This is a genomic window from Brevundimonas sp. UBA2416 (genome assembly GCF_002343105.1).
Lineage (GTDB): Bacteria > Pseudomonadota > Alphaproteobacteria > Caulobacterales > Caulobacteraceae > Brevundimonas.
This window is the reverse complement of record NZ_DDRM01000015.1, coordinates 154,964-181,916: the sequence shown is the minus strand read 5'-3', so window position 1 is coordinate 181,916 and position 26,953 is coordinate 154,964. Positions and strand designations below refer to the sequence as shown.

Genomic DNA, 26,953 nt, shown 5'->3' with positions numbered 1-26,953 from the left:
GGGGGCGGCCGGGTCAGATCAGGTCAGACCGGGCAGGTTAAGGCCATTCTCGCGGGCGGCTTCCCTGGCGATCTCATAGCCCGCATCGGCGTGGCGCATGACGCCGGTGGCCGGGTCGTTCCAGAGGACGCGTTCGAGGCGTTTGGCGGCCTCCGGGGTGCCGTCGGCGACAATGACCACGCCCGAATGCTGGCTGTAGCCCATGCCGACGCCGCCGCCGTGATGCAGCGAGACCCAGCTGGCGCCCGAGGCGGTGTTCAACAGGGCGTTCAGCAGGGGCCAGTCGGACACGGCGTCCGACCCGTCAATCATTGATTCCGTCTCGCGGTTCGGGCTGGCGACCGAGCCGCTGTCCAGATGGTCGCGGCCGATGACGATCGGGCCGCTCAATTCGCCCGAGGCGACCATGTCGTTGAACATCAGGCCCGCGCGGTGGCGGTCGCCGAGGCCGATCCAGCAGATGCGGGCGGGCAGGCCCTGGAAGGCGATGCGCTCGCCCGCCATGTCGAGCCAGCGGTGCAGGCCGGCGTTGTCGGGGAACAGCCTTTTCATCGCTGCGTCGGTCTTGCGGATGTCCTCAGGATCGCCGGTCAGGGCGGCCCAGCGGAAGGGGCCGATGCCGCGGCAGAACAGCGGGCGGATGTAGGCGGGGACGAAGCCGGGGAAGTCGAAGGCGTTGCTGACACCCTCGTCGAAGGCCACCTGACGGATGTTGTTGCCGTAGTCGGTGGTGGGGATGCCGGCGGCCTGGAAGTCCAGCATGGCCTTGACGTGGACGGCGCAGGAGGCGGCGGCCGCGGCCCTTACGGCCTCGGGATCGGAGACGCGTTTGTCCTCCCATTCCGCCACGGTCCAGCCCTGCGGCAGATAGCCGTTGACGAGGTCGTGGGCGCTGGTCTGGTCGGTGACCAGATCGGGCCGGACGCCGCGACGGACGAGTTCAGGCAGAACATCAGCTGCGTTACCCAACAGGCCGACGGATATGGTTTTTCCGTCGGACTTCGCCTGTTCGAGCAGGGCGAGGGCCTCGTCGAGGGTCTCGGCCATGACGTCGAGGTAGCGGGTGCGCAGTCGCATCTCGATCCGGCTGCGCTGGCATTCGACGGCGAGGCAGGAGGCCCCCGCCATGGTCGCCGCCAGGGGCTGGGCCCCGCCCATGCCGCCGAGGCCGGCGGTCAGGATCCATTTGCCGGACCAGTCGCCGCCATAGTGCTGGCGTCCGGCCTCCATGAAGGTCTCGTAGGTGCCCTGAACGATGCCCTGGGTGCCGATGTAGATCCACGAGCCGGCCGTCATCTGGCCGTACATCATGAGGCCCTTGCGATCGAGCTCGTTGAAATGCTCCCAGGTCGCCCATTTGGGCACGAGGTTGGAGTTGGCGATCAGGACTCGGGGAGCGTCCGCATGGGTGCGGAAGACGCCGACGGGCTTGCCGGATTGCACCAGCAGGGTCTGGTCGGCCTCGAGGTTGCGGAGCTCGGTCACAATGCGGTCGAACGACGGCCAGTCGCGCGCGGCCTTGCCGATGCCGCCGTAGACCACGAGGTCCTCGGGCCGTTCGGCCACCTCGGGATCGAGGTTGTTCATCAGCATGCGCAGGGCGGCCTCGGCGGCCCAGGTCTTCGCCGTCATCTCCATGCCGCGCGGGCTGCGGATGACGCGGGTGTTCGGGGTTTGAATCGTCATGGCGGCCTCTCTAGCCCGTCTCCCGGCGGGCGAGAAGGCGGGACGAAAGCCGGCTGCGGCCGGGCGTTGCCGTCTCCTGTCGCCGGTCTGTAGACTTCCCCCGGGCGTCGGGGGTTCGATGGATCGCAGGACATATATGCTGTTGCTGGGCCAGGCCCGCAGGCGCGTCCGGCGCCTGGCGGAGGCCGAGGACCTGTTGCAGGACGCGCTGCTGATCGCCCTGGAAGCCGGGCGCGGAGACCTGACGCGGGCCGAGAACCGACGCTGGCTGGCCGGCGTGATGCGAAACCGCGGGCTGCTGGATGCGAGGAGCGCCGCGCGCCGTCGGCGACGCGAGGCTGACTTCCAGGCGACCGTGCCGGATATGGTCTTGCCGGATTTCCCGGGCGCCGGGCGGATTCCCGACCTGCCGCCTGCGCTCCGGACCACGGCGCTTCTGGCGCTCACCGGACATACCCGGGCCGAGATCGCCTGGCTGCTGCGGCTTTCCGATGTCGCCCTGCGCAAGCGGATCAGCGAAATCCGGCGTCGACTGGTCGGAGCCGGAGACGGTGTCGCGGACATGGAATTGCGGGGCGATCTGCCGTTCGGGCTGATGCGGCGCGCGCTGCTGGGCCGGGTTGGTGATCGAGGCCGGGCGTTCGGCTCGCACGACCCCGACGGAAATCTCTTCGTCGTGTCGTCACGAATTCCCCTGCAGCGGCAACAAGGGTCATCTGACAGCTGAAAAGGAGATTGCGATGTTCGGAAAAACGCGGATCGGCACCATCTGCTATTATGTGAAGGACACGGTCCGTACCGAAACCTTCTATCGCGAGGTGCTCGGGCTTGAGGTCATGAACATGGGCGATGACGGGTCGGGAAACGACTGGCTCATGGCCAATACGGCGGGGGGCGTCGATCTCATCTTCTTCAAACAGGACTCGAGGCCCGGCAATACGCCGATCGTGGTCTTCGACATCGCGGACGGCGGCATCGACGACATCGTCACCGCCCTGGCCGAAAAGGGGGCGACCATCGTGACTCCGGTCAGCGAGGCGCCGGGCGGGTTTTCGGCCGAGTTCGCCGACCCCGACGGCCACGTCCTTTCGATGTATCAGACCGAGGACAAGCCGCGCGGCCGGGCGTAACGCGATCCGGCCCGCGAGGTCCTTCTCCCTGAAGGGGAGAAGGGCTTAGATGGGCAGATGACCGAATCCGAAGCCCTTCGCTGGACGAGCATCGCCGACCTCGTCGGACACCATCCGGACGCGCCGGTCGCCCTGATCGGCGCCGGGCTGAACGAGCGGTCGCTGACGCCGGGGCGGTGCGATCTGGGGCCGAAGGCGTTCCGGGCCGTCCTGCCGCGGTTTTCGACCTATGACGTCGAAACCGGTGAGACGCTGGATGTGAAGGTCCACGACGCGGGCGATCTGGCGCTGAAGGCTGTGACGCCGGCCAACGGGTTCGAGCCCGTGCGTGACGCTGTGGCGGCGCAGGAGGCGCGCGGGCTGACGGTGCTGATCGGCGGCAACAATGCGATCACGCGGCCGGGTGTGCACGGACTGGGCCTGGCGCGGACGGGCCTGTTGACGCTGGACGCCCATTTCGACCTGAGGGACACCGATCAGGGGCTGACCAACGGCAATCCGGTGCAGGCGCTGCTCGAGGACGGGCTGGACGGGGAGCGGATCAGCCAGATCGGCCTGGCGCCCTTCGCCAATACGAAGCGGGCGCATGACAAGGCGAAGGCCGCGGGCATCTCGGTGAGGACAGCGCGGGCCTGTCGTGAGCTGGGTATGGCGGTGGTGGTGGCGCAGGAACTGGAGCGGCTGTCGGGGCTGTGCGAGGTCATCTATGTCGATTTCGATATCGATGTGATCGACCGCGGCCAGTGGCCGGCCTCGCCGGGTGCGCGGCCGGGCGGGGTGTCGGTGCAGGACTTCTTCGACGCGACGCGGGTGATCGGGGCGCATCCGAAGGTGCGGGCGGTGGACCTGACGGAGTACGATCCGTCGCTGGAGATCGGGGACCTCGGCTCGCTGACGGCGGGGCGGTGGTTCTGCGAGCTGCTGGCGGGGTTCGCGTCGCGATGATCCGTGCTGACAGGCTCATCACGGATTGCCGTCTGGCGACGATGGCTGAGGGCGGCGCGGCCTACGGCGCCGTCGAGGACGGGGCGCTGCTGGTCCGGGACGGGCGGATCGTCTGGGCCGGGGCGCGGGCCGAACTGCCGGTCCATGAGGCGGCGCGGACCGACCGGCTGGACGGGCGCTGGGTCACGCCGGGGCTGGTCGACTGCCATACGCATCTGGTGTTCGGCGGCGACCGATCGGGCGAGTTCGAACAGCGGCTTGGCGGGGCGACCTATGAGGAGATCGCGCGGGCGGGCGGCGGCATCGTTTCGTCCGTCGCGGCGACGCGGGCGGCGTCGGAGGATGAGCTTTACGCCTCGGCGCTCGGGCGGCTGGCGGGCCTGAAGGCGACCGGGGTCACGACCATCGAGATCAAGTCGGGTTACGGCCTCGACCACGACAGCGAGCTGAAGATGCTGCGCGTGGCGCGGCGGATCGGGCGGGAGGCGGGGGTGCGGGTGCGCACCAGCTATCTGGGCCTGCACGCGGTGCCGCCGGAGTGGAGGACGGCGCGCGGGCGCTATGTCGATCTGGCCGTGGACGACATCCTGCCGGCGGCGCATGCCGAGGGGCTGGTCGATGCGGTCGACGCCTATTGCGAGCCGATCGCCTTCTCGACGGACGAGGTCGGGCGGCTGTTCGACAGGGCGAAGGCGCTGGGGTTGCCGGTGAAGCTGCACGCCGACCAGCTGTCGGACGGCGGCGGCGCGGCGCTGGCGGCGCGCTACGGGGCCCTGTCCGCGGATCATGTGGAGCACACGACCGAGGCCGGGGTGCGGGCGATGGCGGAGGCCGGCGTCGTCGCCGTGCTGTTGCCGGGGGCCTGGCTGATGCTGCGCGAGACGGTGCTTCCGCCGATGGACCTGTTCCGGCGGCATGGTGTGGCCATGGCGGTGGCCACGGACTGCAATCCGGGGACGTCGCCGGTCGCCTCGATGACGGCGGCAATCAACCTGGCCTGCGTGCAGTTCCGGCTGACGCCGGAAGAGGCGCTGGCGGGGGCGACACGGATCGCCGCGCGGGCGCTGGGGCTGCAAGACGAGATCGGCACGCTGGAGGCGGGCAAGTCCGCCGATCTGGCGGTCTGGGACATCGAACGCCCGGCGGAACTGGCCTACTGGCTGGGCAAGCCCCTGCTGACGCGGCGGATGATCGGCGGCGTCTGGGACGCCTAGACGAGGCCGAATCGCGGCAGGATGGCCGCATGCGCAGCCGCCCTGACCGGACTGAAAACCTGCTGACGGCCTTGTTGGTCGTGGTCACCGCCCTGATGGCCGTGGCGACGCTTGTGAGCCTCGGCCTGTTCCGTCCCTGAAGCCTAGTCGCGCCAGGTTGTGAGTGCCGCCACGTCCGGACGGGGGCGTTCGAGCGGCGGCTCGGCCAGGGTGCCGATATGGATGAAGCCGGCCACCCGCTCGCCCGCGCGGACGTCGTACAGGGCCAGGGCGTCGGGGTCGTAGCTGTACCAGTCGGTGATCCAGCTGGCGGCGAAGCCCAGGGCGTTGGCGGCGTGTTCGAGATTCATGCAGACGGCGCCGGCGGACAGCTGCTGCTCCCATTCCGGCACCTTGTGGCCGGGGATGGGGACAGAGAGCACCAGAATGGACAGGGGCGGGGCGGTCAGCTTGGACAGGACCTTGGCCGCCTTGCCGGGATCGGCCTGACGGGCGGCCAGCGGGGTCAGGGCGGCGGCGAGGGCCGCACGGCTCTGCGGGCCCATGACCACGAACCGCCAGGGGAAGAGCTTGCCATGGTCTGGGGTGCGGGCGCCGAGCATCAGGATGCGCTCGACCTCGGCCTGCGACGGACCGGGCGCGGTGAGGGCCTGGGCCGGGGCCGAGCGGCGGCGGGCGAGACGGTCCTGCATCTCGGCGGACGGGATGGGGAGGGGGAGGGGCGCTCCCAGATCGGCATCGGTCATGGGTCTGAACTAGGCGTGCAAGGCCGTCGGCGCCATACCCACGGCCATGAGCGACTCCCACAAGACCTTTGACGACGACCGGCGGCTGCCCGGCTGGGATGACGGAAGCGACCGCCCCCCGCCCTGGCGCGACGCGGGTTCGAGCCTCGCCTTCGAGAACCCGTGGCTGCGAATGACGCGGCACGATGCGACGGCGCCGACGGGCGTGAAGGCCGACTATGTGGTGATGCGGCCGAAGAACCTGTCCGTCGGGGTGCTGCCCGTTCATGAGGACGGCACGGTCACCCTGGTCGGCCAGCAGCGCTTCGCCCTGATGAACTGGTCGTGGGAGATGCCCGAGGGCGGGGCGCCGTTCGACGAGGATCCGATCGAAGGCGCTCGGCGCGAACTGATGGAGGAGGCCGGGCTGGAGGCGGCGCACTGGCTGCCCGCCTACAAGGCCGAAATGAGCAATTCCGTCACCGACGAGCGCGCCATGGCCTGGATTGCCTGGGGGCTGACGCCCGTGCCGGTCGCGCCGGACCCGACCGAGATCATCCGCGTGGTTCGCGTGCCATTCGGCGATCTGCTGCGCGAGATCGGGACCGGTGCGATCCGGGACATGTTCACGCTGGCGACGGCGCTGAGGGCCTACCATATGGCGCGGGAAGGCGAACTGCCGCCTGAACTGGCGAAGGCCATGCTGGCGGGCGTATGATAGTCGCGAAGGAGCCCTCGATGCCCAAGCTCGAAGTCGTCGCCGTCCAGCATGAGATATGGTCGGCCCTGCGCGCCTCCGCCGAGGCGGCGGTGCGGGACGAGCCGCATCTGGCGTCACAGATGAGCGCCGTCATCCTGTCGCACGACGACCTGGCCAGCGCCCTGAGCTTCCAGATCGGGCGCAAGCTGGGCGACAGCGAACTGGGGCCGATGTCGGTGCGCGAAGTGTGCCGCGACGCCTTCGCCGCCGATCCGTCCATCGTGTCCGCCGCCGAGGCCGACCTGCGTGCCGTGTCCGAGCGCGATCCGGCGATCAAGACGCTGTTGCAGCCCTTCCTCTACTTCAAGGGATTTCAGGCCCTGCAGGCGCACCGGGTGTCGCACTGGCTGTGGAATCAGGGGCGGGAGACGCTGGCTTTCCATTTCCAGAGCCGCATCTCCGAACTGTTCCAGGTCGACATCCATCCGGCGGCGAAGCTGGGGTCCGGCCTGTTCCTTGACCACGGCACCGGCATCGTCATCGGCGAGACGGCGGTGGTCGGCGACGAAGTCTCGATGCTGCACGCCGTGACCCTGGGCGGCACGGGGGCCGAGCGCGGCGACCGCCATCCGAAGATTGGCAAGGGCGTGCTGCTGGGCGCCGGCGCCAAGGTGCTGGGGAACATCACCGTCGGCGACTACGCCAAGGTGGCCTCGGGGTCTGTGGTGCTGAAGCCTGTGCCCGCGGGCTGCACCGTGGCGGGCGTGCCCGCGCGGCTGGTCAACTGCCCGACCGAGGCCATGCCAGCGCGGACCATGGATCATACGCTGGCGGACATCGTCTACGACTTCGTGATCTGACCTTCCCCTCGCGCGGCGGTTTCTCTAGGGTCCGCGCCTTCACGACAGACCTGAGGCCGACCATGAACACCGCCGACATGAAGCGCGTCGAGACGCACCTGAAGCGCACCTTCAACACGGGCGGAATCATCCTGAAGCCGCGCGGCAAGCCCAATGACTCCTGCGAGGTCTATGTCGGCGACGAGTTCATCGGCGTCGTCTTCGAGGACGAGGACGAGGCCGGCAGCTTCATGTTCGAAATGGCCATCCTGGCGGAGGACCTGCCGCAGGACTGATCGCCCGGCAAAGACCGCGCACGAAAAAGCGCCGGAGGAGCGATCCTCCGGCGCTTCGTCGTTTCAGGCCGGAGCGGTCAGTTCTTGCCGAAGATGATCCGGCCGAGCGTCGCGAAGAAGCCCTTGTCCTCGGCGGGCCTGGCCGGGGCGGGAGCGGGGGCAGCGGCCGGAGCCGGAGCCGGAGCCGGAGCGGCGGGCTTCGGAGCGGGCGCCGGCACGGCGGCAGCGGGCTTGGGCGCGGCGGCAGGCTTCGCAGCGGCTTTCGGCGCAGCCTTTGCGGCCGGCTTCTTCGCAGCGGGCTTCGCAGCAGCGGGTTTCGCGGCAGCCTTGGGAGCCGGCTTGGCGGCGGCCTTCGGAGCCGCTTTCGGCGCAGGCTTGGCGGCAGGTTTCGCGGCGGGCTTCTTCGCTGCGGGCTTCGGCGCAGCCTTCACGGCGGGCTTGGCGGCGGCCTTCGGAGCGGCGGGCTTGGCGGCAGGTTTCGCAGCGGCCTTCGGCGCGGCGCTCGACTTTGCCGCCGGTTTCGGCTTGGAAGCGGCGGGCGCCGCCTTCGGTTTGGCGGCCGCCTTAGGCTTGGATGGTGCTTTAGCCATGAATACCCCGACCCCTCGGTTCAGTTGGTTGATGCTGGCGCAGGAGAGCACGCCAGCGCGTGTCTCGATTCGCAATGATAGCGGTGTTTGAGAAATGTCCGAGTCCGCAGTTCAAATAATCGCCCGCGGCCCGCGCGCCGTCGCCGAGGCCGCCGCCGTCTCGCTGGATTCTGATCCATTGCTGGAGGGCGCGACCTATTCGATTCTCGAGGAAGACGAGGACAAGGGGATCTGGCGCATCGACGCCTTTCCCAATGACGCCGACGACGCGCGCGGCATCGAGGCGCGGCTGAAGGCGCACGACGGGCTGACCGTGAAGGTCGAGAAGCTGGCCGACGCCGACTGGCTGGCCATGTCGCTGTCCGGCCTGCCGCCGGTGCGCGCCGGACGGTTCTTCGTCTACGGTGCCCACGATGAGGGCATCGTTCCGAACAACACCGTCAATCTGAAGATCGACGCCGGCGCCGCCTTCGGCACCGGCCACCACGGCACCACGGTCGGCTGCCTGATCGCCTTCGACGAACTGCTGAAGAAGGAGCGGTTCGAGCGCGTGCTCGACGTCGGCTGCGGGACGGGGGTGCTGGCCATAGCGGCAGCGAAGACCGGATCGAAGGTCGCGGTCGGCACCGACATCGACCAGCCGTCCGTCCGGATCGCCAACGAGAACGCGAAGCTGAACATGGCCGACGCGCGCTTCGTCCACGCCTTCGGCCTGAACGACCGCAAGGTCCGCCAGCACGGCCCCTATGATCTGGTCTTCGCCAACATCCTGGCGCCGCCGCTGGTTTCGCTGTCGCAGGACATCAAGAACGCGCTGAGCCTCGGCGGGGTGGCCATCCTGTCCGGCCTGCTGCGGACGCAGGAGCGGCGGGTGTCGGCGGCCTATCTTTCGCGCGGCTTCGTGCTCGAACGGCGCATCCATCGGGACGCGTGGAGCGCGCTGGTTTTGAGGCGGGTGGGTTAACGGCGGAACAGGCGCACCAGGCAACCGTTGCGGCAGTTCAATGGAGGACTGCCCATGACCCACTATGATCCGAACAACGATCCCGAGCGCCGCGAGACGATCATCACCGAGACTGTCGTCTCGCCGGCTCATGTGACCGAGACCGTCGAGACCGTCGTGGTTCGCGAGTCCAACACCGGCTGGTGGATCGCCGGCATCCTGGGCGGGGTCGTTCTGATCGCCGTGTTCTGGATTCTGTTCGCACGCGGCGGGGAGCCTCAGACCGACGAGGCGCTGCTGGAAGCCCGGATGGACGCCGCCACCGCCCAGGCCCAGGCAGACTCCGCGCTGATCCAGGGCCAGGTCGCCGGGGCGCAGGCCAGCGTCGACCTCGCCCGCGCCGACGCCGCCCGATCGCAGGCCGACGCCATCCGCGCCGCCAGCGAGGCTCGGGCCGCGGAAGCTCGCGCCGCGACGCCGGTGGTGATCGAGCGTGAGGTGCAGGTTCCGGCGCCCAGCGGCGGGGTGGCTGTGGTCACGCCGACGTTGCCGCAGAACTGACGGCTTGCGACATGGCGGCGGGACGCTAGTTTCGCCGCCATGCGCCAGTCCTTCGATGAAACCACCGATCCGTCCTTCGGGGCGAAACACCTGCCGCGCGTGCGCGCGAAGATGGCCGAACAGGGGCTCGACGGCCTGCTGGTCCCGCATGAGGACGAGCATCAGAACGAATATCTGCCCGCCGCCAACGACCGGCTGGCCTGGCTGACCGGCTTCACCGGGTCGGCCGGGGCGGGCGCCGTACTGATGGACCGCGCCGCTGTGTTCGCGGACGGGCGCTATACGGTGCAGGTCCGGGCCCAGGTCGATCCGGCGCAGTTCGAGATTCTGGACCTCGTCGAAGGCGGCGTTCCGGCCTGGCTGGAGCGCGCGCCGAAAGGGGCCGTGATCGGCTACGATCCGCGACTGCACAGCCCCGATGCGCTGGCGACCCTGAAGCGGGCGGCGAAGAAGGCCGGGGCCGAGCTCAGGCCGGTCGAGCCCAATCCGCTGGATCTGGCCTGGGCCGAGGAACGTCCCGAGCAGCCGACCGCGCCGGTGGTTCCGCACGAGGACCGCTACAGTGGCGAGAGCAGCGCCTCGAAGCGCGCCCGCATCGGCCAGGCGGTGGCGAAGGCCGGGGCGGATGCGGCGGTGCTGACCGCGCCGGCGTCGCTGGCCTGGCTGTTCAACATCAGGGGTGGCGACGTGATCCGCACGCCGCTCCCGCTCGGGCAGGCGGTTGTGAGGGCGGACGGGACGGCGCAGCTGTTCCTCGACCCGCGCAAGGTGACCAATGAACTGCCCGGCTGGTTGGGCGATGCGGTGACGCTGGAGGCTCCGGCTGCGCTGGACGCCGCGCTCGACGCCCTGTCGGGTCAGAAGGTGCTGGTCGATCCGGGCCAGTCGCCGGCGTGGTATTTCGACCGGCTGGAAGCGACGGGCGCGACTGTGGTGCGCGGCATGGACCCCTGCACCCTCCCGCGGGCCTGCAAGAATCCGGTCGAGATCGAGGGCACGCGCCAGGCCCATATCCGCGACGGTGCGGCCCTGACCCGGTTCCTCCACTGGGTCGATACGGTGGGGCAGGAGACCCTGCCGGACGAGCGTCAGATCGCCGAGGCGCTGGAGGGTTTCCGCGAGGCGACGGGCGCGCTGAAGGACCTGAGCTTCGACACCATCGCCGGCTGCGGGCCGAACGGCGCCCTGCCGCACTACAAGCCCGTGACCCGCACGATCCGGCGGATGGAGAAGGGCAGTCTGCTGCTGGTGGACGGCGGCGGCCAGTATCTGGACGGCACCACGGATGTGACGCGGACGATGGCCGTGGGGGAGCCGACGCCGGACCAGCGGCGCATGTTCACCCTCGTGCTGAAGGGCCATATCGCCATGGCCGTGGTGCGCTTCCCGGCCGGGACCACGGGGCATCAGCTGGACGCGATGGCGCGGCTGCCGCTGTGGATGGCGGGTCACGACTATGACCACGGCACGGGCCATGGCGTCGGGTCTTATCTGGGCGTCCATGAGGGGCCGCAACGGATCGCCAAGGCGGTCAACAGCCAGCCGCTGCTGACCGGGATGATCCTGTCGAACGAGCCCGGCTATTACCGCGAGGGCCACTGGGGCATCCGCATCGAGACGCTGCAGGTGGTGACCCCGCCGACGCCGATCCCGGGCGGCGAGCGACCGATGCATGGGTTCGAACAACTGACGCTCGCGCCGCTGGACCGCAAGCTGATCGACGTCGAGCTGCTGACCCCGGACGAACGCGCCTATGTCGACGCCTATCACGCCGAGGTGCTGGCCAAGGTCGGGCCGTTGCTGGACGGCGAGGTGCTCGACTGGCTGAAGGCGCAGACAGCGCCGCTCTGACCTTGCGAAACGAGGCGGCGGCGCCGACCTGAGGCTCTGCATCGCAGGAGCGCTCCATGAAAACCCGTCGTCTCGGCAAGGCCGGTCCCGAAGTCTCGGCCATCGGCCTAGGCTGTATGGGCATGGCGGCCTTCTACGGCCAGGCGTCGGACGAGGCGCAGGCGACGGCGGTGATCCATCGCGCGCTCGATCTCGGCGTCACCTTTCTCGACACCGCCGAGATGTACGGCCCGCACACCAATGAGATCCAGATCGGCAAGGCGCTGGCGGACCGGCGGGACCGCGCCTTCGTGGCGACCAAATTCGGCATCGGCTACAATGCCGAGCGGACGGCCCTGACCGTCGACGGCTCACCGGCCAATGTGCGCCGCGCCATCGAGGGCAGCCTGAAGCGGCTGGGGATGGACCACGTCGACCTCTACTATCTGCACCGGGTCGATGCGAACACGCCGATCGAGGAGACGGTCGGGGCGATGGGCGAGCTGGTGACCGAGGGCAAGGTGCGCTTCCTCGGCCTGTCGGAGGCCTCGCCGGAGACGCTGCGCCGGGGCCATGCCGAGCATCCGATCACGGCGCTGCAGACCGAGTATTCCCTGTGGAGCCGCGAGCCGGAGGACGAACTGTTCGCCACCTGCGACGCGCTGGGCATCGGCTTTGTGCCCTACAGCCCGCTGGGCCGGGGCTTTCTATCGGGGGAGATCAAATCGGTCGAGGACCTGGCCGCCGACGACTTCCGCCGCTCCAACCCGCGCTTCCAGGGCGAGAATTTCCGGAAGAACATCGACCTCGTCCACGCCGTCGCGGCCATCGCGGCGGACAAGGGCGTGACCGCGGCGCAGCTGGCCCTGGCCTGGGTGCTGGCCCAGGGCGAGACGCTGGTGCCGATCCCCGGAACGCGCCGCATCCGGACGCTGGAGGAGAATGCCGCGGCCGCCGATCTGGTGCTGACCGCCGACGATCTGGCCCGGATCGAGGCGGTATTTCCCAGGGGGGCGGCGTCGGGCCACCGCTATGCCGAGGCGGCGCGGGCCGCGCTGAACCGCTAGGCTTTCAGCCGCCGATCAACGCCAGCCACTGGTCCTCGGTCAGGACCGTGACGCCGTGCTTCAGCGCGTCGGCCATCTTGGAGCCGGCGCCGGGGCCGGCGACGAGATAGTCGGTCTTCTTTGACACCGATCCGGACACCTTGGCGCCGAGGCTTTCGGCGCGGGCCTTGGCCTCGTCGCGCGTAAAGCGTTCGAGGGCGCCGGTGAAGACCACGGTCTTGCCGGCGACGGGGGTGTCGGACTTCGGCTTTTCGGCGTCCTCGATCTGCTCCATCTCGGCGACGAGGGCGTCGACCATGGCGCGGTTGTGGGTCTCGCGGAAGAACAGGGCCAGCGCCCGGGCGGCGACCGGGCCGACGCCCGAGACGCCGGCGATCTGGCCGAGGCCTTCTGAGGGGCCTTCGTCGCGAGCCACGGCCGCCAGCCGGACCAGACCGGCCCAGTCATCGGCGAGGGTCGCCAGGCCGCGGCGGGCCGGAGCGGCGAGGCCGGGGAAGGCGAGGGCGATCTTCTGGTCGATCGGGGCCTCGGGCCAGGGATCGGCGGCGGGCGGCGTCGCTTCGGCGAGGGTCGCCACGACGCGCGGGGAGACGGCGTGGGTCTCGTTCAGCCGCATCCAGTTCTCGCTCGGAATGCCGTCGGCGGCGGCGAGGCAGGCGGCCTTGAACGCGGGCCAGGTCTCGAAGGCGCGGGCCAGGACGATGGATGTCTGTTCGCCGATGTCGCGCACGCCGAGGCCGTAGATGAAACGGTCCAGGGCGATGGTGCGGCGAGCGTCGATGCCGGCCACGAGGTTGCGCACGCTGGTCTCGCCATAGCCGTCCTCGGCGCGCAGGGCGTCGAGTTTCTCCGCGTCGCGGGCGAGGCGGAAGATGTCCGCCGGCTGGCTGATCCAGCCGCGTTCGTGGAAGGCGATCAGCTGCTTCTCGCCGAGACCCTCGATGTCGAAGGCGCGCCGGCTGCAGAAATGCTTGAGGTGTTCGATCCGCTGGAACGGGCAGGCCAGTTCGCCGGTGCAGCGGCGCACGACGCTCTCGACGCCCGAGGCGTTGGTTTCCTTCACCAGCGCGGTCTTCAGCGGGCAGATGCAGGCGTGCGGGAATTCCCACGGTTCGCCGCGGCCGGGGCGGTCGGGATCGACCACGCCAAGGATCTGGGGAATGACATCCCCCGCGCGTTGCAGGGTGACAGTGTCGCCGAGGCGGACGTCGAGCCGGGCGATCTCATCGGCGTTGTGCAGGGTGGCGTTGCGGACGACGACGCCGCCGACGGTGACGGGATGCAGCCGGGCGACGGGCGTGTGCGACCCCGTCCGCCCGACCTGGATGTCGATATCCTCCAGCACGGTCGTCGCCTGCTGGGCCGGGAATTTGTGGGCGATGGCCCAGCGGGGGGTGCGGGCGACGAAGCCGAGGCGGGACTGCCAGTCCAGCCGGTCGACCTTGTAGACCACGCCGTCGATGTCATAGCCGAGGCCGGCACGGTCGCGTTCGAGCTCGCCGTACAGCCCCTGCAGGCCGGCGGCGTCCTCGACCTTGCGGGAGCGGGCGTTGACCTGAAAGCCCCAACTTTCCAGTGCTTTCAGGGCGTCAGCTTGTGTATCGGAGAAGGCGGCCGAGGTCTCGCCCCAGGCGTAGGCGAAGAAGCGCAGGGGCCGTTTCGCCGTGATCGCGGGGTCCTTCTGGCGCAGGGAGCCGGCGGCGAAATTGCGCGGGTTGGCGTAGGTGCGCTGGCCCTCCGCCTCGGCGGCGGCGTTGAAGGCGTCGAAGGCGTCATTGGGGGCATAGACCTCGCCGCGCACCTCGATGACGTCGGGCCAGCCCGCGCTGGACAGGGTCTGGGGGATGTCGGCGATGGTACGCAGGTTGGCCGTGACGTCCTCGCCCGTGCGGCCGTCGCCGCGCGTGGCGCCCGTGACCAGCACGCCGTTTTCGTAGCGCAGGCTGGCGGACAGGCCGTCGATCTTGGGCTCGCCGACGAAGGCGACGGCCTCGTCCACGGGTAGTTTCAGGAAGCGACGGATGCGGGCGACGAAATCGGTCACCTCTTCCGCCGAGAAGGCGTTGTCGAGCGACAGCATGGGCACGCCGTGGCGCACCGGGGCGAACTGGCTGGAGGCTGCGGCGCCGACCACCTGGGACGGCGAGGCGGCGCTGGTCAGGTCGGGGAACAGGTCCTCGATCTCGAGCGCGCGGCGCTTGAGGGCGTCGTAGTCGGCGTCGCTGATCTCGGGGGCGTCCTCGGCGTGATAGAGGGCGTCATGCCGGGCCAGTTCGACGGTCAGCCGGTCGAGTTCCTCGCGCGCGGCGGACTCGGACAGCTGATCGACGGGGGTGTCGGACATGAAGGGCTCGCCGGAAGGAATCTCGAGGCTGTTCTAGCATCGCCCGGCCGGGTTTCGAGGTCCGCCGTCGGATTACGGTCGGAGAATTCCGGATGACACGGAGTTAAACTGACACCGTCCCGGCTGTCCGCTAGCGTCTGGCGATTCCAAGGAGTTCCAATGCGTCACGCCCGTCTTCTCGCCCTGTCCACCGCCCTCGGCGGAGCCCTGCTGCTTTCGGCCTGCGGAAGCCTGTTCGGGCCGGAAGCGACGCCGCCGGTCGCGGCGGCGCCGGCGCCCTCGGCGATGCACACCCAGCTGCTGGAAGACGTCCGCATCCTGTCCGCCGACGCCATGCAGGGACGCGACACCGGCGCACCGGGTGGCGAGATGGCGCGCAACTATATCGTCGGCCGGCTGGAGGGGCTGGGCGTTGTCGCCCCGCCCATGGGCCGGCTGCAGCCGTGGGAGATGCAGGGCCGGACCCGTGCGGGCCCGCGGACGTACAATGGCGTCAACGTCATCGGGATGATCCCCGGTACGCGCGTGACGGATCGCTACATCGTCGTCACCGCCCACTACGACCATGTCGGCGTCAATGCCGAGGGCCAGGTGTTCAACGGCGCGGACGACAACGCCTCGGGCGTCGCGACCATGCTGGCCCTTGCCGCCGATCTGAAGCGGCAGGCCCCGGAGCACAGCGTGCTGATCGTGGCTCTGGACGGCGAGGAGCACGGACTGCTGGGGGCGAAGCATTTCGTGGAGGCCCCGCCGATGCCGCTCGAATCCATCGCCATGAACCTGAATTTCGACATGACGGCCCGCGCCGAGACCGACGGCAAGCTGTGGGTCACGGGCACCTATCAGCACCCGACCTTCCGTCCGATCCTGGAGGGCATTCCAGCCAACGGCGCGGTCGCCCTCGCCTTCGGCAAGGACACGCCGCAGGACACCGGCGCCGACAACTGGGTGGAGGCGTCGGACCACGGCGCCTTCTACAGGGCCCAGGTGCCGTTCCTGTATCTGGGCGTGAACTACCACGCCGACTATCACCGTCCGTCGGACGATTTCGAGAAGATCACCCCCTCGGTCTTCATCAGCGCGACCGAGCTCTCGATCGCCTCGTTCCGGGCGCTTGACCAAGGGCTGAGCCGCTGATCGGGGGCGGCCCGCGCTCGTAATGATACGGGCTTGAAAGGGTCACGCTTCGGTCGTCTGGTTTGATGATCGGAGGCGACCCCATGACCACCATTCACCGGCCCGCGCTGGATCTCGGCGCGGTTCAGAAAATCCGCAAGGCTGCCGTGCTCGCGGCTCTCCTGGCATTGGTCGGGCTCGCCCTGGTCACCCAGTCGTACGGCGGGGTCGACGGCGAATGGCATGAGCATGTCGAATCGGCGGGCTTCGTCGCCATGATCCTGTCGATTGTCGGCCGGGCCTGGTGCTCGCTGTACATCGGCGGGCGCAAGAAGGCCGAGATCGTTGATCGCGGTCCCTATTCGATCACGCGGAACCCGCTCTATGTCTTCAGCTACATCGGCGCCTTCGGGATCGGGGCGCAGAGCGGCAGCGTCACGACAGGCCTCGGCTTCGTATTGGCGGCCATGGCCGTCTTCTATCTGACGGTGCGGCGTGAGGAGGCGTTTCTGGAACGGGAGTTCGGGGCCGTCTACCTTGCCTACAAGGCCCGCACGCCGCGTTTCTGGCCGCGCTTTTCGCTGTGGCGGGACGAGGATGATCTGACCATCCGGCCGACCCTGTTTGTGACGACGATCCGCGACGGACTGGTCTTCCTTCTGGCGATCCCGGTGTTTGAACTGATCGACGCCGGTCAGGCGACAGGCTGGCTGCGGGTCATCGCCCACCTGCCCTGAAGGTGGACAGGCGGGCGGCTCCGTGGTCCGGTTGGAGCCGCACGTTCAGGGAGTCTCGTCATGCGTAATTTGATCGGTCTGGCGGCCAGTCTGCTGATTCTGGCGTCCTGCGACCGGCCGGAGGCGCCTGCCGAAGCCCCGGCCCCCGCCGCTACGGCGTTCAGCCACAGCATGAGCTCGGACCTGTCCGGCTACTATATGCCGGCCAGCGAGGTGCGGATCGGGAAATGGTCGTTCGACCATGTCTTCGTCGGCCAGGCGCCGGAGTTCCAGGCCTGGGAAGGCGGAACGCGCAGCGCGACGTTCGGCCCGGTCATGTTGCAGTTCGACGATGTGACCAGCCCGATGGTCCAGACCGAGATCGGCGAGGCGCGAAGCATCACCGCCCGCGTGTTGCCGACGGCCTATTCGGTCACCGACACCCGCATCACCTTCGAGGGCCGTTCAGCTGAACTGGGCGCCGTCCGGTTCGAGGGCGACCTCGATCCCGGCGCCCTGGCGAGCTCGCGGCGCAATCTCGGGGATGAAGGCGTGGTGGTCACGGGCCGGCTGACGGTAGGCGACGCGGCGGCGCAGTCCGTCCAGCTGCGTTGGTGGGCGGGGGACTGAATTCGAACCTTGATCCGCTCATCCCCGCGAAAGCGGGGACCCAGTTCTTTGGGCGACAGATCATTCCTGTCGCGCTCTTTCGCTAGTCCTGAAACGCCGCCTTCACGCTGGACAGCACTGGGTCCCCGCTTTCGCGGGGATGAGCGGAATATTGGAACAGACCCTAATCGCCGCTTCTGATATCCAGCTTCAGGCTCATGGCCTCGGCCAGGGCCTTGCCGCGACGCCGGGTCTGTTCGCCGAGCAGGACGTCGGCGTAGCCGTCGGAGGCTGTCAGGACGAGGGCGCCGTCCTTGACCCCGGCGCGGGCGTTGACCAGCAGCTGGGGGGAGCGGCCGGACAGGTCGCAGGCCAGCCGGATCGCAAGGCCGAGCGCGCGGGCGCCCTGACGCTGTTCCTCGTTCAGCAGGCGGGTCACGGTCCGGGGCTCGGGCGTCGAGCCGCCGCCGCCGTAGCGGGCGTTCACCGCCACGGCGAGGTAGGCCCGTTCGGCGTGGTTCTGGCCCGGCACCGGTGCACGCAGAACCTGATCGAAGGCCAGTTCGACGCGGTGATCGGGATGCAGGCGGGCGCCGAGATCGGCGAGCCGGCAGGCGGCGTCAGCCAGAACGGCGTCGCGCTCGCGATCGAACACCGGCGGCAGGGCGGCCATCAAGGGCGCGATCCAGCCGTTCAGGGCGCCGGGCAAGGCCGGTGAAATGCCCTGGCGGGCGCCGAGCGCCGTGCAACCCGCCAGCAGCGGGTCGGCGGTGGCGATATCGGGCTCCAGAGCCTCATACAGCAGACCTTCGCGAACACCCCAGGCCGACAGGACGATGCGCTTCAGCCCCAGACAGTCGATCAGGCCCTCCAGCACGAGCGCGCCGTGGGGCAGGGTGTCGGCGCGCTTGCGCGACAGCCCGGGCCATTTTTCGAGCGAGGCCCTCGATGACCGCGCGACCAGCCGGGCCGTGTCCATCAGGTCGGCGGCCTCCATCTCGTACTGGTGCACGATCCGCAGGGGATAGCCGGTGATCTCCATATGCACCTGGGCCAGCGTCCGCCAGGCGCCGCCGACGGCGTAGAGGGTGTCGGCCTTGAAGTCTCCGGCCGTCCTGAGCCGGTCGGCGATGGTTCCCCGCAGCCGGTCGGCGTCGAAGCCGCTTGCATCCGCCAGGGCGAACGGGCCGAGGGGCAGGGTGGCGCCGCGCCCGACCTCGCCCTTCGTCAGTCGCACCAGCTCGAGGCTGGACCCGCCGAGGTCGCCGACCACGCCATCGGCGTGGGGAATGCCCGCGAGGACGCCGAGGGCGGCGTAACGCGCCTCTTCCTCGCCCGACAGGACCCGGATCCTCAGGCCGGTTTCGGCGGCCACCCGGTCGCAGAAGTCGCGGCCGTCCTCGGCCTCGCGCACGGCCGCCGTGGCGGCGACAAAGGTGTGGGCAGGCTGCACACCCTCAATCACGGCGGCGAAGCGTTTCAGCGCGGTCAGGGCCTGGGCCGCGCCCTCGACCGACAGCCGGCCGGTCGAGGCGAGGTCCCGGCCGAGGCCGGCCAGCACCTTCTCATTGAACACCGTCCAGATCGCGCGGCCTTCCAGCCGGTACAGCACCAGACGGACCGAGTTGGAGCCGATGTCGATCGCGGCGACGTCGCGCGGCGCGCCGAGGGCCGAAAGCAGGGCGGTCGGCATCAGCGCTTCTTCCGGGACGGCTCGTAGCTGAGGTGGCCCGGCAGGGTCTTCACCTTGCGGCCCCGACCCGAAAGGCTGGGGTTGGTCATGAAGTATTTGTGCGCCGAGAACGGCCGTTCGGGGTCGGCGGGCGTGACCCGGTGATAGCTGCCGTCCGCGGCCAGCACCCAGCTCTGGGCGTCGTCCTTGAGGTTGGCGACCATGATCTGGTCCAGCACCTGATCATGGACGGTGGCGTTCAACACAGGGGTCATAAGCTCGACGCGGCGGTCGAGGTTCCGGTTCATCCAGTCGGCTGACGAAATGTACAGTTTCGCCTTGTCGTGAGGCAGGTCGCGACCATTGGCGAAGGCGACGATGCGGCTGTGCTCAAGGAAGCGGCCGACGATGGACTTGACCCGGATGTTTTCCGACAGGCCCGGAACGCCGGGGCGCAGACAGCAGATGCCGCGGATCACCAGCTCGATACGGACGCCCCACTGGCTGGCGCGGTAGAGGGCGTCGATGATCTGGGGGTCGACCAGCGAGTTCATCTTGGCCCAGATCGCCGCCGGTTTGCCCTTGGCCGCCGCCGCCATCTCCTTGCCGATCAGGTCGAGCAGGGTGGTCTTCATATTGAGCGGCGAGACGACCAGCGCCTCCAGCTCGTCGGGCTGGGCATAGCCGGTGATGTAGTTGAACACCCGCGAGGCGTCGCGGGCCAGCACGGGGTCGCAGCTGAACAGGCTGAGGTCGGTGTAGATGCGCGCGGTCACCGGGTGATAGTTGCCGGTGCCGAAATGGCAGTAGGTTTTCAGTCCCTCGCTCTCGCGGCGCACGACGACGCTGAGCTTGGCGTGGGTCTTCCACTCGACGAAGCCGAAGACGACATGGACGCCGGCCCGCTCCATGGCCCGGGCCCAGCGCAGGTTGGCCTCCTCGTCGAAGCGCGCCTTGATCTCGACCAGGGCGGTCACGTTCTTGCCGTTCTCGGCCGCCTCGATCAGGGCGGCGACGATCGGGCTGTCCTTGGAGGTCCGGTACAGGGTCTGTTTGATGGCCAGGACGTTGGGGTCGCGGGCCGCCTGACGCAGGAACTGGACCACCACGTCGAAGCTCTCGAACGGATGGTGGATCAGCATGTCCTTCTCGCGGATCGCCGCGAAGATGTCGCCGCCGTTGTCGCGGACCCGCTCGGGATAGCGCGGCTCATAGCCCTTGAACTTCAGGTCCGGATGGCCCGCCGGTATCAGGTCAGCCAGCTGGGCGAGGCCCAGCATGCCGGGCACCATGACGATATCCTGCGGCGCGGCGTCCAGCTCATTGGTGATGAAGGTGCGCAGGTCGTCGGGCATGGACGACTCGATCTTGATGCGCACGACCGAGCCCATGCGCCGCTGCTTCAGCGCCTCCTCGAACTCCATGACCAGGTCTTCGGCCTCTTCCTCGATCTCGATGTCCGAGTCGCGGATCAGGCGGAAGACGCCGCGCTCCAGCACGTCGCAGCCGGGGAACAGGTGGTCGATGAAGAGGGTCAGCAGGCTTTCGAGGGTCAGGAAACGCTTGCGGCCCGGCGTCGAACGCCCGTCGGTCGCCAGCGGCCAGAACCGCTTCACCTGGGTCGGCACCGGCACCAGCGCATAGAGGGTGCGGTTGTCCGAGCGGCGCTTCAGCTTCAGCGCCAGGGAGAAGCCGAGGTTGGGCAGGAAGGGGAAGGGATGCGCCGGGTCGATCGCCATCGGCGTCAGCACGGCGAACAACTGGTTGAGGAACTCGGGTTCGAGCCGCTCGCGTTCGGTCTTGGTGATCCGGCCGGCGTCCACGACCTCGATGCCGACGCCTGCCAATTCCTTGCGCAGCTTGCGCCAGCGGCGCTGCTGTTCGGCCATCAGGGCGCCGGCCGCGACATTGACCTTGTCCAGCTGTTCCGCCGGGGTCAGGCCGTCGGCGGACAGAACCCGCACCCGCTCGCGCACCTGGCCCTTGAGGCCGGCGACGCGGGTCATGAAGAACTCATCGAGGTTGTTGGCCGAGATCGACAGGAAGCGCAGCCGCTCGAGCAGCGGGTGGGCCGGGTTGGCGGCTTCTTCAAGCACGCGGCCGTTGAAAGCCAGCCAGGAGATCTCGCGGTTGAAGAAGCGGGTCGGAGAGGCCATCAGGGCCTCGGACAGCTCGAGTTGCGGCGCGCGCGAGGAAGGGACCTCTTCGCCGGTGGTCGTGTCGCTGATCGCCGGATCGCTCATGTCGCCGGTTCTGGCCCGGCGCGGCGATGGCCGCAACCTTGCTCTGAAAATGGGAAACGCCGCCCGATCTCGCGATCGGACGGCGTTTCCTCCGTGTCCTGACGGCTTACCAGCGCCAGGCGTCGAAGATGACGTCGATGATGTAGCCGTCGTACTCGTCGATCAGATAGATGTGGTTGTCGACCAGCACCCAGCGTGTGCCCTCGGGCGGATAGCCGAGGCCATAGGTGCGCCAGTCGTTCAGCTGATAGCGCCAGAAGATCGACGGCAGATAGTCGCCGACATGATAGCGCTGGCCCCAGTAGTTGCGCGGCACGCTGTAGTAGCCGTAGCCGGGCGCGAAATAGAAGCCGATGCGAAGGCCGCTGTAGCCGCGGAACCGCCGATCGTTGCGCCACCAGTCGCTGCGGTTGTTCCGGTTCCAGTTGCGCCGCCATTGGTCGCTGTTGAAGCGGTTGCGGAACTCCCGGTACTCGCGGCGATCCTGACGCCGTTCGGAACGGTCCTCACGACGGTCGCGACGGTCATCGCGGCGATCCCAGCGGTCGTCGCGACGGTCATCCCGTCGATCCCAGCGATCATCACGCCGATCATCCCGGCCACCGCGAGGATCCTGCGGCCTGTCAGGCCTGTCAGGACGGTCGGGCCTGCCGCCGCCGCCTGAATTGGGACGGTCGGGACGATCGGGCCTGTCAGGACGGTCGGGTCTGTCGGGGCGATCCGGACGGCCACCGCCGCCGCCGCCACCGCCCGGGTTGGGTCGGTCGGGACGATCAGGCCTGTCAGGGCGATCGGGTCTGTCGGGGCGATCCGGACGGCCGCCGCCGCCACCGCCACCGCCCGGGTTGGGCCGGTCGGGACGATCAGGCCGGTCGGGTCGGTCAGGGCGATCGCCGCCGCCCCTGAGGCCGGGACCTGTCGGGCGTTCAGGGCGCTGTCCGCCGCCGTCACCGCTGTCGCGGGCCGGCCGATCCGGACGGCTCGGGCGGTCGGGTCGAGTTTCGCGTGCCTCGTCCCCGTTCTGGTTGGAGGCGCCGCGACGGCCGCCGCCGCGTTCTCCATCCTGGGCCAGGACGGTCAAGGGAGCCATCGCCGGCACGGCGAAGGCCGCGATCGCGGCGGCCATCATCAATGAGCGTTTCATTCTCGTCTTTTCCCCGCACGTCCCTGTCAGACGGCTTGATGTTACGGTCGCGCTTTCATCATGAACCGTGACTGAACAGGCGGCGCCATTTTAAGCGGCGCGCCAGAAACGAAAACGCCCCGCGAGCCAGAGCCCGCGGGGCGCATTTTCGATCCTCGATCGGAGCCTAGTAGACGCCCGCCAGAACGCTGGCGATCAGGCCGGTCGCAATGGCGATCAGGACGATGTCATTGCCGGCGTGAACATAGCGATAGCCGCGCGGCGCGGGGCGCAGGCCATAGGCGTAGGGATCGCGCACATAGTAGTTGCGGTAGCTATGGGGCAGGTAGTGTCCGCGCTGCCAGCGGTAGCCGTAGTAGCGCGGCTCGACGCGGTAGTAGCCGTAGCTCGGCGCGTACCAGTAGCCATTTCGGGCGCCGCGGTAGTCGCGGAAGTCGTCGCGTCCGCGCCACCAGTCGCGATTGTTGCGGTCCCAGCGCTGGTCGCGACGGAAGTCCCGGCGGTCCTCACGGCGTTCCTGGCGGAAATCGCGGCGATCGTCGCGACGGTCCTGACGGAAGTCGCGGCGGTTGTCGTATTCGCCGTTGCGCCAGTCGCGGCGGTCATCGCGGCGTTCCTGCCGGAACTCACGGCGGTCGTCGCGGCGGTCTTCCCGATAGTCGCGGCGGTTTTCGCGGCGGTCGCCCCGGTCCTGGGCCTGGGCTGCCAGGGGGGCGGCGGTGGCCAGCACCAGTCCGAGCACGGCGGCCCTGGTCAAGCGGTTCATGATCACTCTCCAGCTGGGGGACGGCGACGGAAAACCGGGTCCGGCCCGTTAATCATGCGCCAGCGTCTCTGCGGGCGGATGAACTCTCCCTGAACGCGAATGTCAGGAATGGGTGGCTAGTGGCTAGTGATTAGCTGGCGCTTCGGCGAAGGTATCCACTGGGCCGCCTTTGCGCACTCCAAGCAGCAACCCTGACCACTAGCCACTAGCCACTCCCAGGACCCCCCATGACCGCGCCGATCGAACTCTGGTACTGGCCCACGCCCAACGGCTGGAAGGTCTCGATCGCCCTGGAGGAGATGGGCCTGCCGTATGAGATGAAGCCGGTGAATATCGGCGCGGGCGAACAGTTCAGCCCGGCCTTCCAGGCGATCAGCCCGAACGGCCGTATGCCGGCCATCGTCGATCTGGACGGTCCGGACGGACAACCGCTGTCGATCTTCGAATCCGGCGCGATCCTGCAGTACCTCGGGGTCAAGTCCGGCCAATTCTATCCGCAGGATCCGCGCGGGAAGGCCGAGGTGGATCAGTGGCTGTTCTGGCAGGTCGGCGGGCTGGGGCCGATGGCCGGCCAGACGCACCATTTCCGCCAGTACGCTCCGGCCATCGTCAGGGACCAGCGCCAGATCGCCTATGGCGTCCGGCGCTACACGGACGAGACGCACCGCCTGTATGGCGTGATGGACCGGCGGCTGGCCGACCGGGACTATCTGGCGGGCGATTATTCCATCGCCGACATGGCGGCCTGGCCGTGGGTGCTGCCGGAACTGCAGGGACAGGACCTGGCGGAGTTCCCGAACCTGAAGGCCTGGATGGCGCGGGTGGGTGCGCGCCCCGCCGTGATCGCGGGCCGGGCGCTTGGAGATGAGATGCGCCGCAGCCTCGCGGCGTCGGGCAAGGCGGCCGAGGCGGCGCGCAAGGTGCTGTTCGGACAACGGGCGCGGTAACCGTTCGTAAGGCTCCCGGTCATGCCCTGTTAGCAGGTGTGAATCAGGGATTTCCGAGTTATTTCAGAGGTCTGAACAAGGGTGCAGTAATCGCCGTTCCTGTACTGAAAAGGCCGTTCGGAGCCTGCGCTGTTAACTTTACCTTCAAACCGCGGGTATTTGATCGCGTCTCAGAGGACGGGGCCAGAACGGCGCCGGTTCGGGAGATACGGTGATGAACGCGCAAGAAACCGCGCCGCAAGTCGATCAAGAGCAGGGCCTGCCCCTGCCGACCGCCGACATGAGCGGCGACGATCTGTTCCGACTGGGCATGATGTACTCGAGCGGCCAGGGCGGTTGCCCCATGGACCGCGTCTCGGCCCACATGATCTTCAACCTCGCCGCCATGAAGGGCTCGATCGAAGCGCGCGTCTATCGCCGCGAGATGAGCCAGGAGATGGAGCAGGACGAGATCGCCGAAGCCCAGAAGGCGGCGCGCCGCTGGATCGACGCGGGCGTGGTCTCGCTGGCCGCCTGAGGATTGTCGTCAGGGGCCGCGGTCAGCGGCCCTGACGGGTCACCCGCACCGCCACCTCGTTGCGGCGGAGCGGCGGCAGGGTCCAGGGCGGGTCATAGAACCAGACGACCGGATCGCCTGCGCTGGTCCAGCCGCTGCCGGTCAGGGCGGCGTCCAGTTCGGCCTCTTTTTCGGCGACGGCCCTGGCCGAACCCAGTCCGGAAAAGCGCAGCACCGCATAGGTCTCGGCCGGAACCACGGCCAGAACGACCGCCGGGTCCCGCGGCACGGGCAGGCTGGCCATCGTATATTCCGACGGCATGAAGAACTGGATCGTCCAGCGATCCTGACCCACGGCGCCCTGGGCCACGGGCGCGGTCATGGCGATGCTTTGCGACGGACCTTCGCCGGCTTGGGCGACCGGCGCCGTCATGGCGATGCTGGTCCGGGCCGTATTTCCCCCGAAAATATAGCCCGCCAGCCGCTGGAAGCCGCGATTGCGGGCCGCCTCGCTGGAGCCTGTCACCACGGTCTGGGCGGCGATCCGCTCGCCATAGGTGCGGATTTCGACGGCGCCGACGCGCTCCACCTCCGTGAAGGCCGGCTCTTCAGTGCCGGAGCGGACGCCGACGGTCGAACAGGCCGTGGTCAGCAGGGCCGCGGCCACGGCGGCGAGTTTCGATTTCATGATCGTGCGGTCCAGGGGTTCAGGGGCAAACCCCATATGGGGACGGTCGCGACCCTTCGCCCCCGTCCATCTTGTCGCATACCGAGGTTCAGCCTTTGCCGATCCCTGCATGGGGCGAGAGGGACGCGAACCCGGCGGGCGTCCGGGTCATCCGGGCCTGGATGGCGGCCAGAATGTCCGCCGAGTTCCAGATCGAGCCCTGCATCACCGCCGCCCATTCCAGTCCCTCGGCGACCGAATGGTCGCGCGCATAGGTGACGGCGGCCTTGGATCCCGAGATGGCTAGCGGCGCCTTGGCGGCGATGGCCCGGGCCATTTCCAGCGCGGCGGCCGCCAAGGCCTCGGGGTCCGGGAGGACGGCGTTGACGAAGCCCAGACGCTCGGCCCGGTCCGCCGTCAGCGACGTGCCCAGATAGGCCAGTTCGCGAACCACCGCCTCGGGCAGGACGTGCGGCAGGCGCTGGAGGCTGCCCACATCAGCCATCATGCCGATATTGATCTCCTCGATGCGGAAATAAGCTCCGGTGGCGGCCAGCCGCAGGTCGCAGGCCGCCACCATGTCCAGCCCGGCCCCGACGCAGGCCCCCTGGACGGCGGCGATCACCGGGAACCGCACCCGTTCGATCGCGGTCAGGGTCTCCTGCAGCTCCCGCGCGGCCTGATGGAAGGCCTGCCGCTCGGCGGGCGTGTCCGTCTGCAGGATGGCGCCGCCCGAGAAGACCGAGATGTCCATGCCCGCGCAGAAATTGCGGCCCTCGCCCGAAATGACCAGCGCACGGACCTCGCCCGTCGCATCCAGAGCCTTCAGGGCCGGGCCGAATTCCCGCCAGAACGACAGGTCCAGCGCGTTGGACGCTTCCGGGCGGGACAGGCGCAGATGGGCGACGGCGCCGTCGCGGGTGATCTCGAAGGCCGACATGGGTCTTTCGCTCCTGTGCGGAATCTGCGTCTGTGGCGATCCAAGCGTTTTCTATTGAAACCAACCGGGAGCCAAGCCTCATGTCACTTCAGGGCAAGACGCTGTTCATCACGGGCGCCAGCCGCGGCATCGGACTGGCCATTGGCCTGAGAGCCGCGCGGGACGGGGCCAATGTGGTTATCGCCGCCAAGACGGCCGAGGCGCACAAGCACCTGCCGGGCACCATTTATTCCGCGGCCGCCGAGATCGAGGCGGCCGGCGGACAGGCGCTGCCGTTGATCGTGGATGTGCGGGATGAGGCCTCGGTGCTGGCGGCGGTGGAGGCGGCGGTCGCCCGGTTCGGCGGCATCGACATCTGCGTCAACAACGCCTCGGCCATCCAGCTGACCGGCACCCTGGCCACGGACATGAAGCGCTATGACCTGATGCATCAGGTCAACGCCCGCGGGACCTTTCTGGTGTCGAAGGCCTGTATCCCGCACCTGAAGCAGGCGGCGAACCCCCACATCCTGGCCCTGTCGCCGCCGCTGGACCTGTCGCCGAAATGGTTCGGGCCGCACGTGGCCTACACCATGGCCAAATACAGCATGAGCCTGGCCATGCTGGGCATGGCGGAAGAGTTCAAGGGGGACGGCATCGCCTGCAACGCCCTGTGGCCCCGCACCGGCATCGCCACGGCGGCCATCGAATTCGCCCTGACCGGCAAGGCGGGACTGGCCTATTGCCGCACGCCGGAGATCATGGCCGACGCCGCACACGCCATCTTC

Annotated in this window: 27 protein-coding genes; 18 read left to right on the top strand and 9 right to left on the bottom strand. The window is 68.8% G+C overall.

Features of this window, described 5'->3' with window-relative positions:
• Window positions 1-18: 18 nt before the first annotated feature.
• Entirely contained in the window at window positions 19-1,686 is a 1,668-nt protein-coding gene (gene hutU / locus B3E43_RS04950) for a urocanate hydratase (RefSeq protein WP_292027176.1), read from the bottom strand.
• A gap of 118 nt (window positions 1,687-1,804) precedes the next feature.
• Between hutU and B3E43_RS04945 the strand changes: the two genes are divergently transcribed.
• Genes B3E43_RS04945 through hutI form a run of 4 tightly spaced genes read left to right on the top strand, consistent with a single transcriptional unit; the run spans window position 1,805 to window position 4,975 of the window.
• Window positions 1,805-2,413, top strand: a complete 609-nt coding sequence (locus B3E43_RS04945; protein ID WP_292027174.1) for an RNA polymerase sigma factor — start codon at window positions 1,805-1,807, stop codon at window positions 2,411-2,413.
• A 13-nt stretch (window positions 2,414-2,426) separates the two neighbouring features.
• Window positions 2,427-2,816 carry a VOC family protein gene (locus tag B3E43_RS04940; protein WP_292027172.1) on the top strand — a complete coding sequence of 130 codons (390 nt, stop codon included), beginning with the start codon at window positions 2,427-2,429 and terminating at the stop codon, window positions 2,814-2,816.
• A gap of 57 nt (window positions 2,817-2,873) precedes the next feature.
• The gene (locus B3E43_RS04935) at window positions 2,874-3,761 is read left to right on the top strand and encodes an agmatinase family protein (RefSeq protein ID WP_292027170.1); all 888 of its coding nucleotides are present in this window, start codon (window positions 2,874-2,876) and stop codon (window positions 3,759-3,761) included.
• On the top strand, window positions 3,761-4,975 hold the full coding sequence (gene hutI, locus B3E43_RS04930) for an imidazolonepropionase (RefSeq protein ID WP_292027430.1): 1,215 nt from the start codon (window positions 3,761-3,763) through the stop codon (window positions 4,973-4,975). The genes B3E43_RS04935 and hutI overlap by 1 nt, the downstream gene beginning before the upstream one ends.
• A gap of 143 nt (window positions 4,976-5,118) precedes the next feature.
• Here the strand turns inward: hutI and B3E43_RS04925 are convergent, their stop codons facing one another.
• Window positions 5,119-5,721, bottom strand: coding sequence for a nitroreductase family protein (locus B3E43_RS04925; RefSeq protein WP_292027168.1), 603 nt, complete (start codon window positions 5,719-5,721; stop codon window positions 5,119-5,121).
• Between the two features lie 46 nt (window positions 5,722-5,767).
• Between B3E43_RS04925 and B3E43_RS04920 the strand changes: the two genes are divergently transcribed.
• The 8 genes from B3E43_RS04920 (at window position 5,768) to B3E43_RS04885 (ending at window position 12,526) form a co-directional block, all read left to right on the top strand.
• Window positions 5,768-6,418, top strand: a complete 651-nt coding sequence (locus B3E43_RS04920; protein WP_292027167.1) for an NUDIX domain-containing protein — start codon at window positions 5,768-5,770, stop codon at window positions 6,416-6,418.
• Between the two features lie 20 nt (window positions 6,419-6,438).
• On the top strand, window positions 6,439-7,260 hold the full coding sequence (gene cysE / locus B3E43_RS04915) for a serine O-acetyltransferase (protein WP_292027165.1): 822 nt from the start codon (window positions 6,439-6,441) through the stop codon (window positions 7,258-7,260).
• A 62-nt stretch (window positions 7,261-7,322) separates the two neighbouring features.
• Entirely contained in the window at window positions 7,323-7,535 is a 213-nt protein-coding gene (locus B3E43_RS04910) for a DUF3126 family protein (protein WP_055832479.1), read from the top strand.
• An 84-nt stretch (window positions 7,536-7,619) separates the two neighbouring features.
• A complete protein-coding gene (locus B3E43_RS04905) occupies window positions 7,620-8,216 on the top strand; it encodes a hypothetical protein (protein ID WP_292027159.1) in 597 nt (198 codons plus the stop codon).
• A 3-nt stretch (window positions 8,217-8,219) separates the two neighbouring features.
• Complete coding sequence (locus B3E43_RS04900; protein ID WP_292027157.1) at window positions 8,220-9,089, top strand: 50S ribosomal protein L11 methyltransferase; 870 nt, start codon at window positions 8,220-8,222, stop codon at window positions 9,087-9,089.
• Between the two features lie 54 nt (window positions 9,090-9,143).
• Entirely contained in the window at window positions 9,144-9,629 is a 486-nt protein-coding gene (locus tag B3E43_RS04895; protein WP_292027153.1) for a hypothetical protein, read from the top strand.
• 39 nt (window positions 9,630-9,668) lie between these two features.
• The gene (locus B3E43_RS04890; protein ID WP_292027151.1) at window positions 9,669-11,480 is read left to right on the top strand and encodes an aminopeptidase P family protein; all 1,812 of its coding nucleotides are present in this window, start codon (window positions 9,669-9,671) and stop codon (window positions 11,478-11,480) included.
• Window positions 11,481-11,536: 56 nt separating this feature from the next.
• Window positions 11,537-12,526: an aldo/keto reductase gene (locus B3E43_RS04885; RefSeq protein WP_292027149.1), complete on the top strand. Its 990-nt coding sequence runs from the start codon at window positions 11,537-11,539 to the stop codon at window positions 12,524-12,526.
• A 4-nt stretch (window positions 12,527-12,530) separates the two neighbouring features.
• On the opposite strand, the gene ligA is transcribed toward B3E43_RS04885, so the two are convergent.
• A complete protein-coding gene (ligA, locus tag B3E43_RS04880; RefSeq protein WP_292027147.1) occupies window positions 12,531-14,870 on the bottom strand; it encodes an NAD-dependent DNA ligase LigA in 2,340 nt (779 codons plus the stop codon).
• Window positions 14,871-15,029: 159 nt separating this feature from the next.
• On the opposite strand from ligA, the gene B3E43_RS04875 reads away from it, so the two are divergent.
• The 3 genes from B3E43_RS04875 to B3E43_RS04865 all read left to right on the top strand — a co-directional run bounded on the left by B3E43_RS04875 (window position 15,030) and on the right by B3E43_RS04865 (window position 17,332).
• Complete coding sequence (locus B3E43_RS04875) at window positions 15,030-16,007, top strand: M28 family peptidase (RefSeq protein WP_292027145.1); 978 nt, start codon at window positions 15,030-15,032, stop codon at window positions 16,005-16,007.
• Window positions 16,008-16,090: 83 nt separating this feature from the next.
• Window positions 16,091-16,723: a methyltransferase family protein gene (locus B3E43_RS04870; protein ID WP_292027143.1), complete on the top strand. Its 633-nt coding sequence runs from the start codon at window positions 16,091-16,093 to the stop codon at window positions 16,721-16,723.
• A 60-nt stretch (window positions 16,724-16,783) separates the two neighbouring features.
• Window positions 16,784-17,332 (top strand): hypothetical protein, encoded by a 549-nt coding sequence (locus B3E43_RS04865; protein ID WP_292027141.1) that lies wholly within the window; start codon window positions 16,784-16,786, stop codon window positions 17,330-17,332.
• A gap of 163 nt (window positions 17,333-17,495) precedes the next feature.
• On the opposite strand, the gene B3E43_RS04860 is transcribed toward B3E43_RS04865, so the two are convergent.
• From B3E43_RS04860 to B3E43_RS04845, 4 genes are all read right to left on the bottom strand, one after another.
• Window positions 17,496-19,004 (bottom strand): Ppx/GppA phosphatase family protein, encoded by a 1,509-nt coding sequence (locus B3E43_RS04860; protein ID WP_292027140.1) that lies wholly within the window; start codon window positions 19,002-19,004, stop codon window positions 17,496-17,498.
• Window positions 19,004-21,226 carry an RNA degradosome polyphosphate kinase gene (locus B3E43_RS04855; protein WP_292027137.1) on the bottom strand — a complete coding sequence of 741 codons (2,223 nt, stop codon included), beginning with the start codon at window positions 21,224-21,226 and terminating at the stop codon, window positions 19,004-19,006. Before B3E43_RS04855 ends, B3E43_RS04860 begins: the two co-directional genes overlap by 1 nt.
• Before the next feature lie 106 nt (window positions 21,227-21,332).
• On the bottom strand, window positions 21,333-22,370 hold the full coding sequence (locus tag B3E43_RS04850; RefSeq protein ID WP_292027135.1) for an RcnB family protein: 1,038 nt from the start codon (window positions 22,368-22,370) through the stop codon (window positions 21,333-21,335).
• Window positions 22,371-22,536: 166 nt separating this feature from the next.
• Window positions 22,537-23,136, bottom strand: a complete 600-nt coding sequence (locus B3E43_RS04845) for an RcnB family protein (RefSeq protein ID WP_292027134.1) — start codon at window positions 23,134-23,136, stop codon at window positions 22,537-22,539.
• Window positions 23,137-23,363: 227 nt separating this feature from the next.
• Here B3E43_RS04845 and B3E43_RS04840 point away from each other — a divergent pair, with 227 nt between their 5' ends.
• Both B3E43_RS04840 and B3E43_RS04835 read left to right on the top strand, forming a co-directional pair.
• Entirely contained in the window at window positions 23,364-24,083 is a 720-nt protein-coding gene (locus B3E43_RS04840) for a glutathione S-transferase family protein (protein ID WP_292027132.1), read from the top strand.
• Between the two features lie 214 nt (window positions 24,084-24,297).
• Entirely contained in the window at window positions 24,298-24,600 is a 303-nt protein-coding gene (locus B3E43_RS04835; protein WP_292027130.1) for a sel1 repeat family protein, read from the top strand.
• Between the two features lie 22 nt (window positions 24,601-24,622).
• On the opposite strand, the gene B3E43_RS04830 is transcribed toward B3E43_RS04835, so the two are convergent.
• Both B3E43_RS04830 and B3E43_RS04825 read right to left on the bottom strand, forming a co-directional pair.
• Window positions 24,623-25,267 (bottom strand): SOUL family heme-binding protein, encoded by a 645-nt coding sequence (locus B3E43_RS04830; protein ID WP_292027127.1) that lies wholly within the window; start codon window positions 25,265-25,267, stop codon window positions 24,623-24,625.
• Between the two features lie 88 nt (window positions 25,268-25,355).
• Window positions 25,356-26,186, bottom strand: coding sequence for an enoyl-CoA hydratase-related protein (locus B3E43_RS04825; protein ID WP_292027126.1), 831 nt, complete (start codon window positions 26,184-26,186; stop codon window positions 25,356-25,358).
• A gap of 80 nt (window positions 26,187-26,266) precedes the next feature.
• On the opposite strand from B3E43_RS04825, the gene B3E43_RS04820 reads away from it, so the two are divergent.
• The coding region (locus B3E43_RS04820; protein WP_292027124.1) for an SDR family oxidoreductase at window positions 26,267-26,953 on the top strand (687 nt) is incomplete at its 3' end.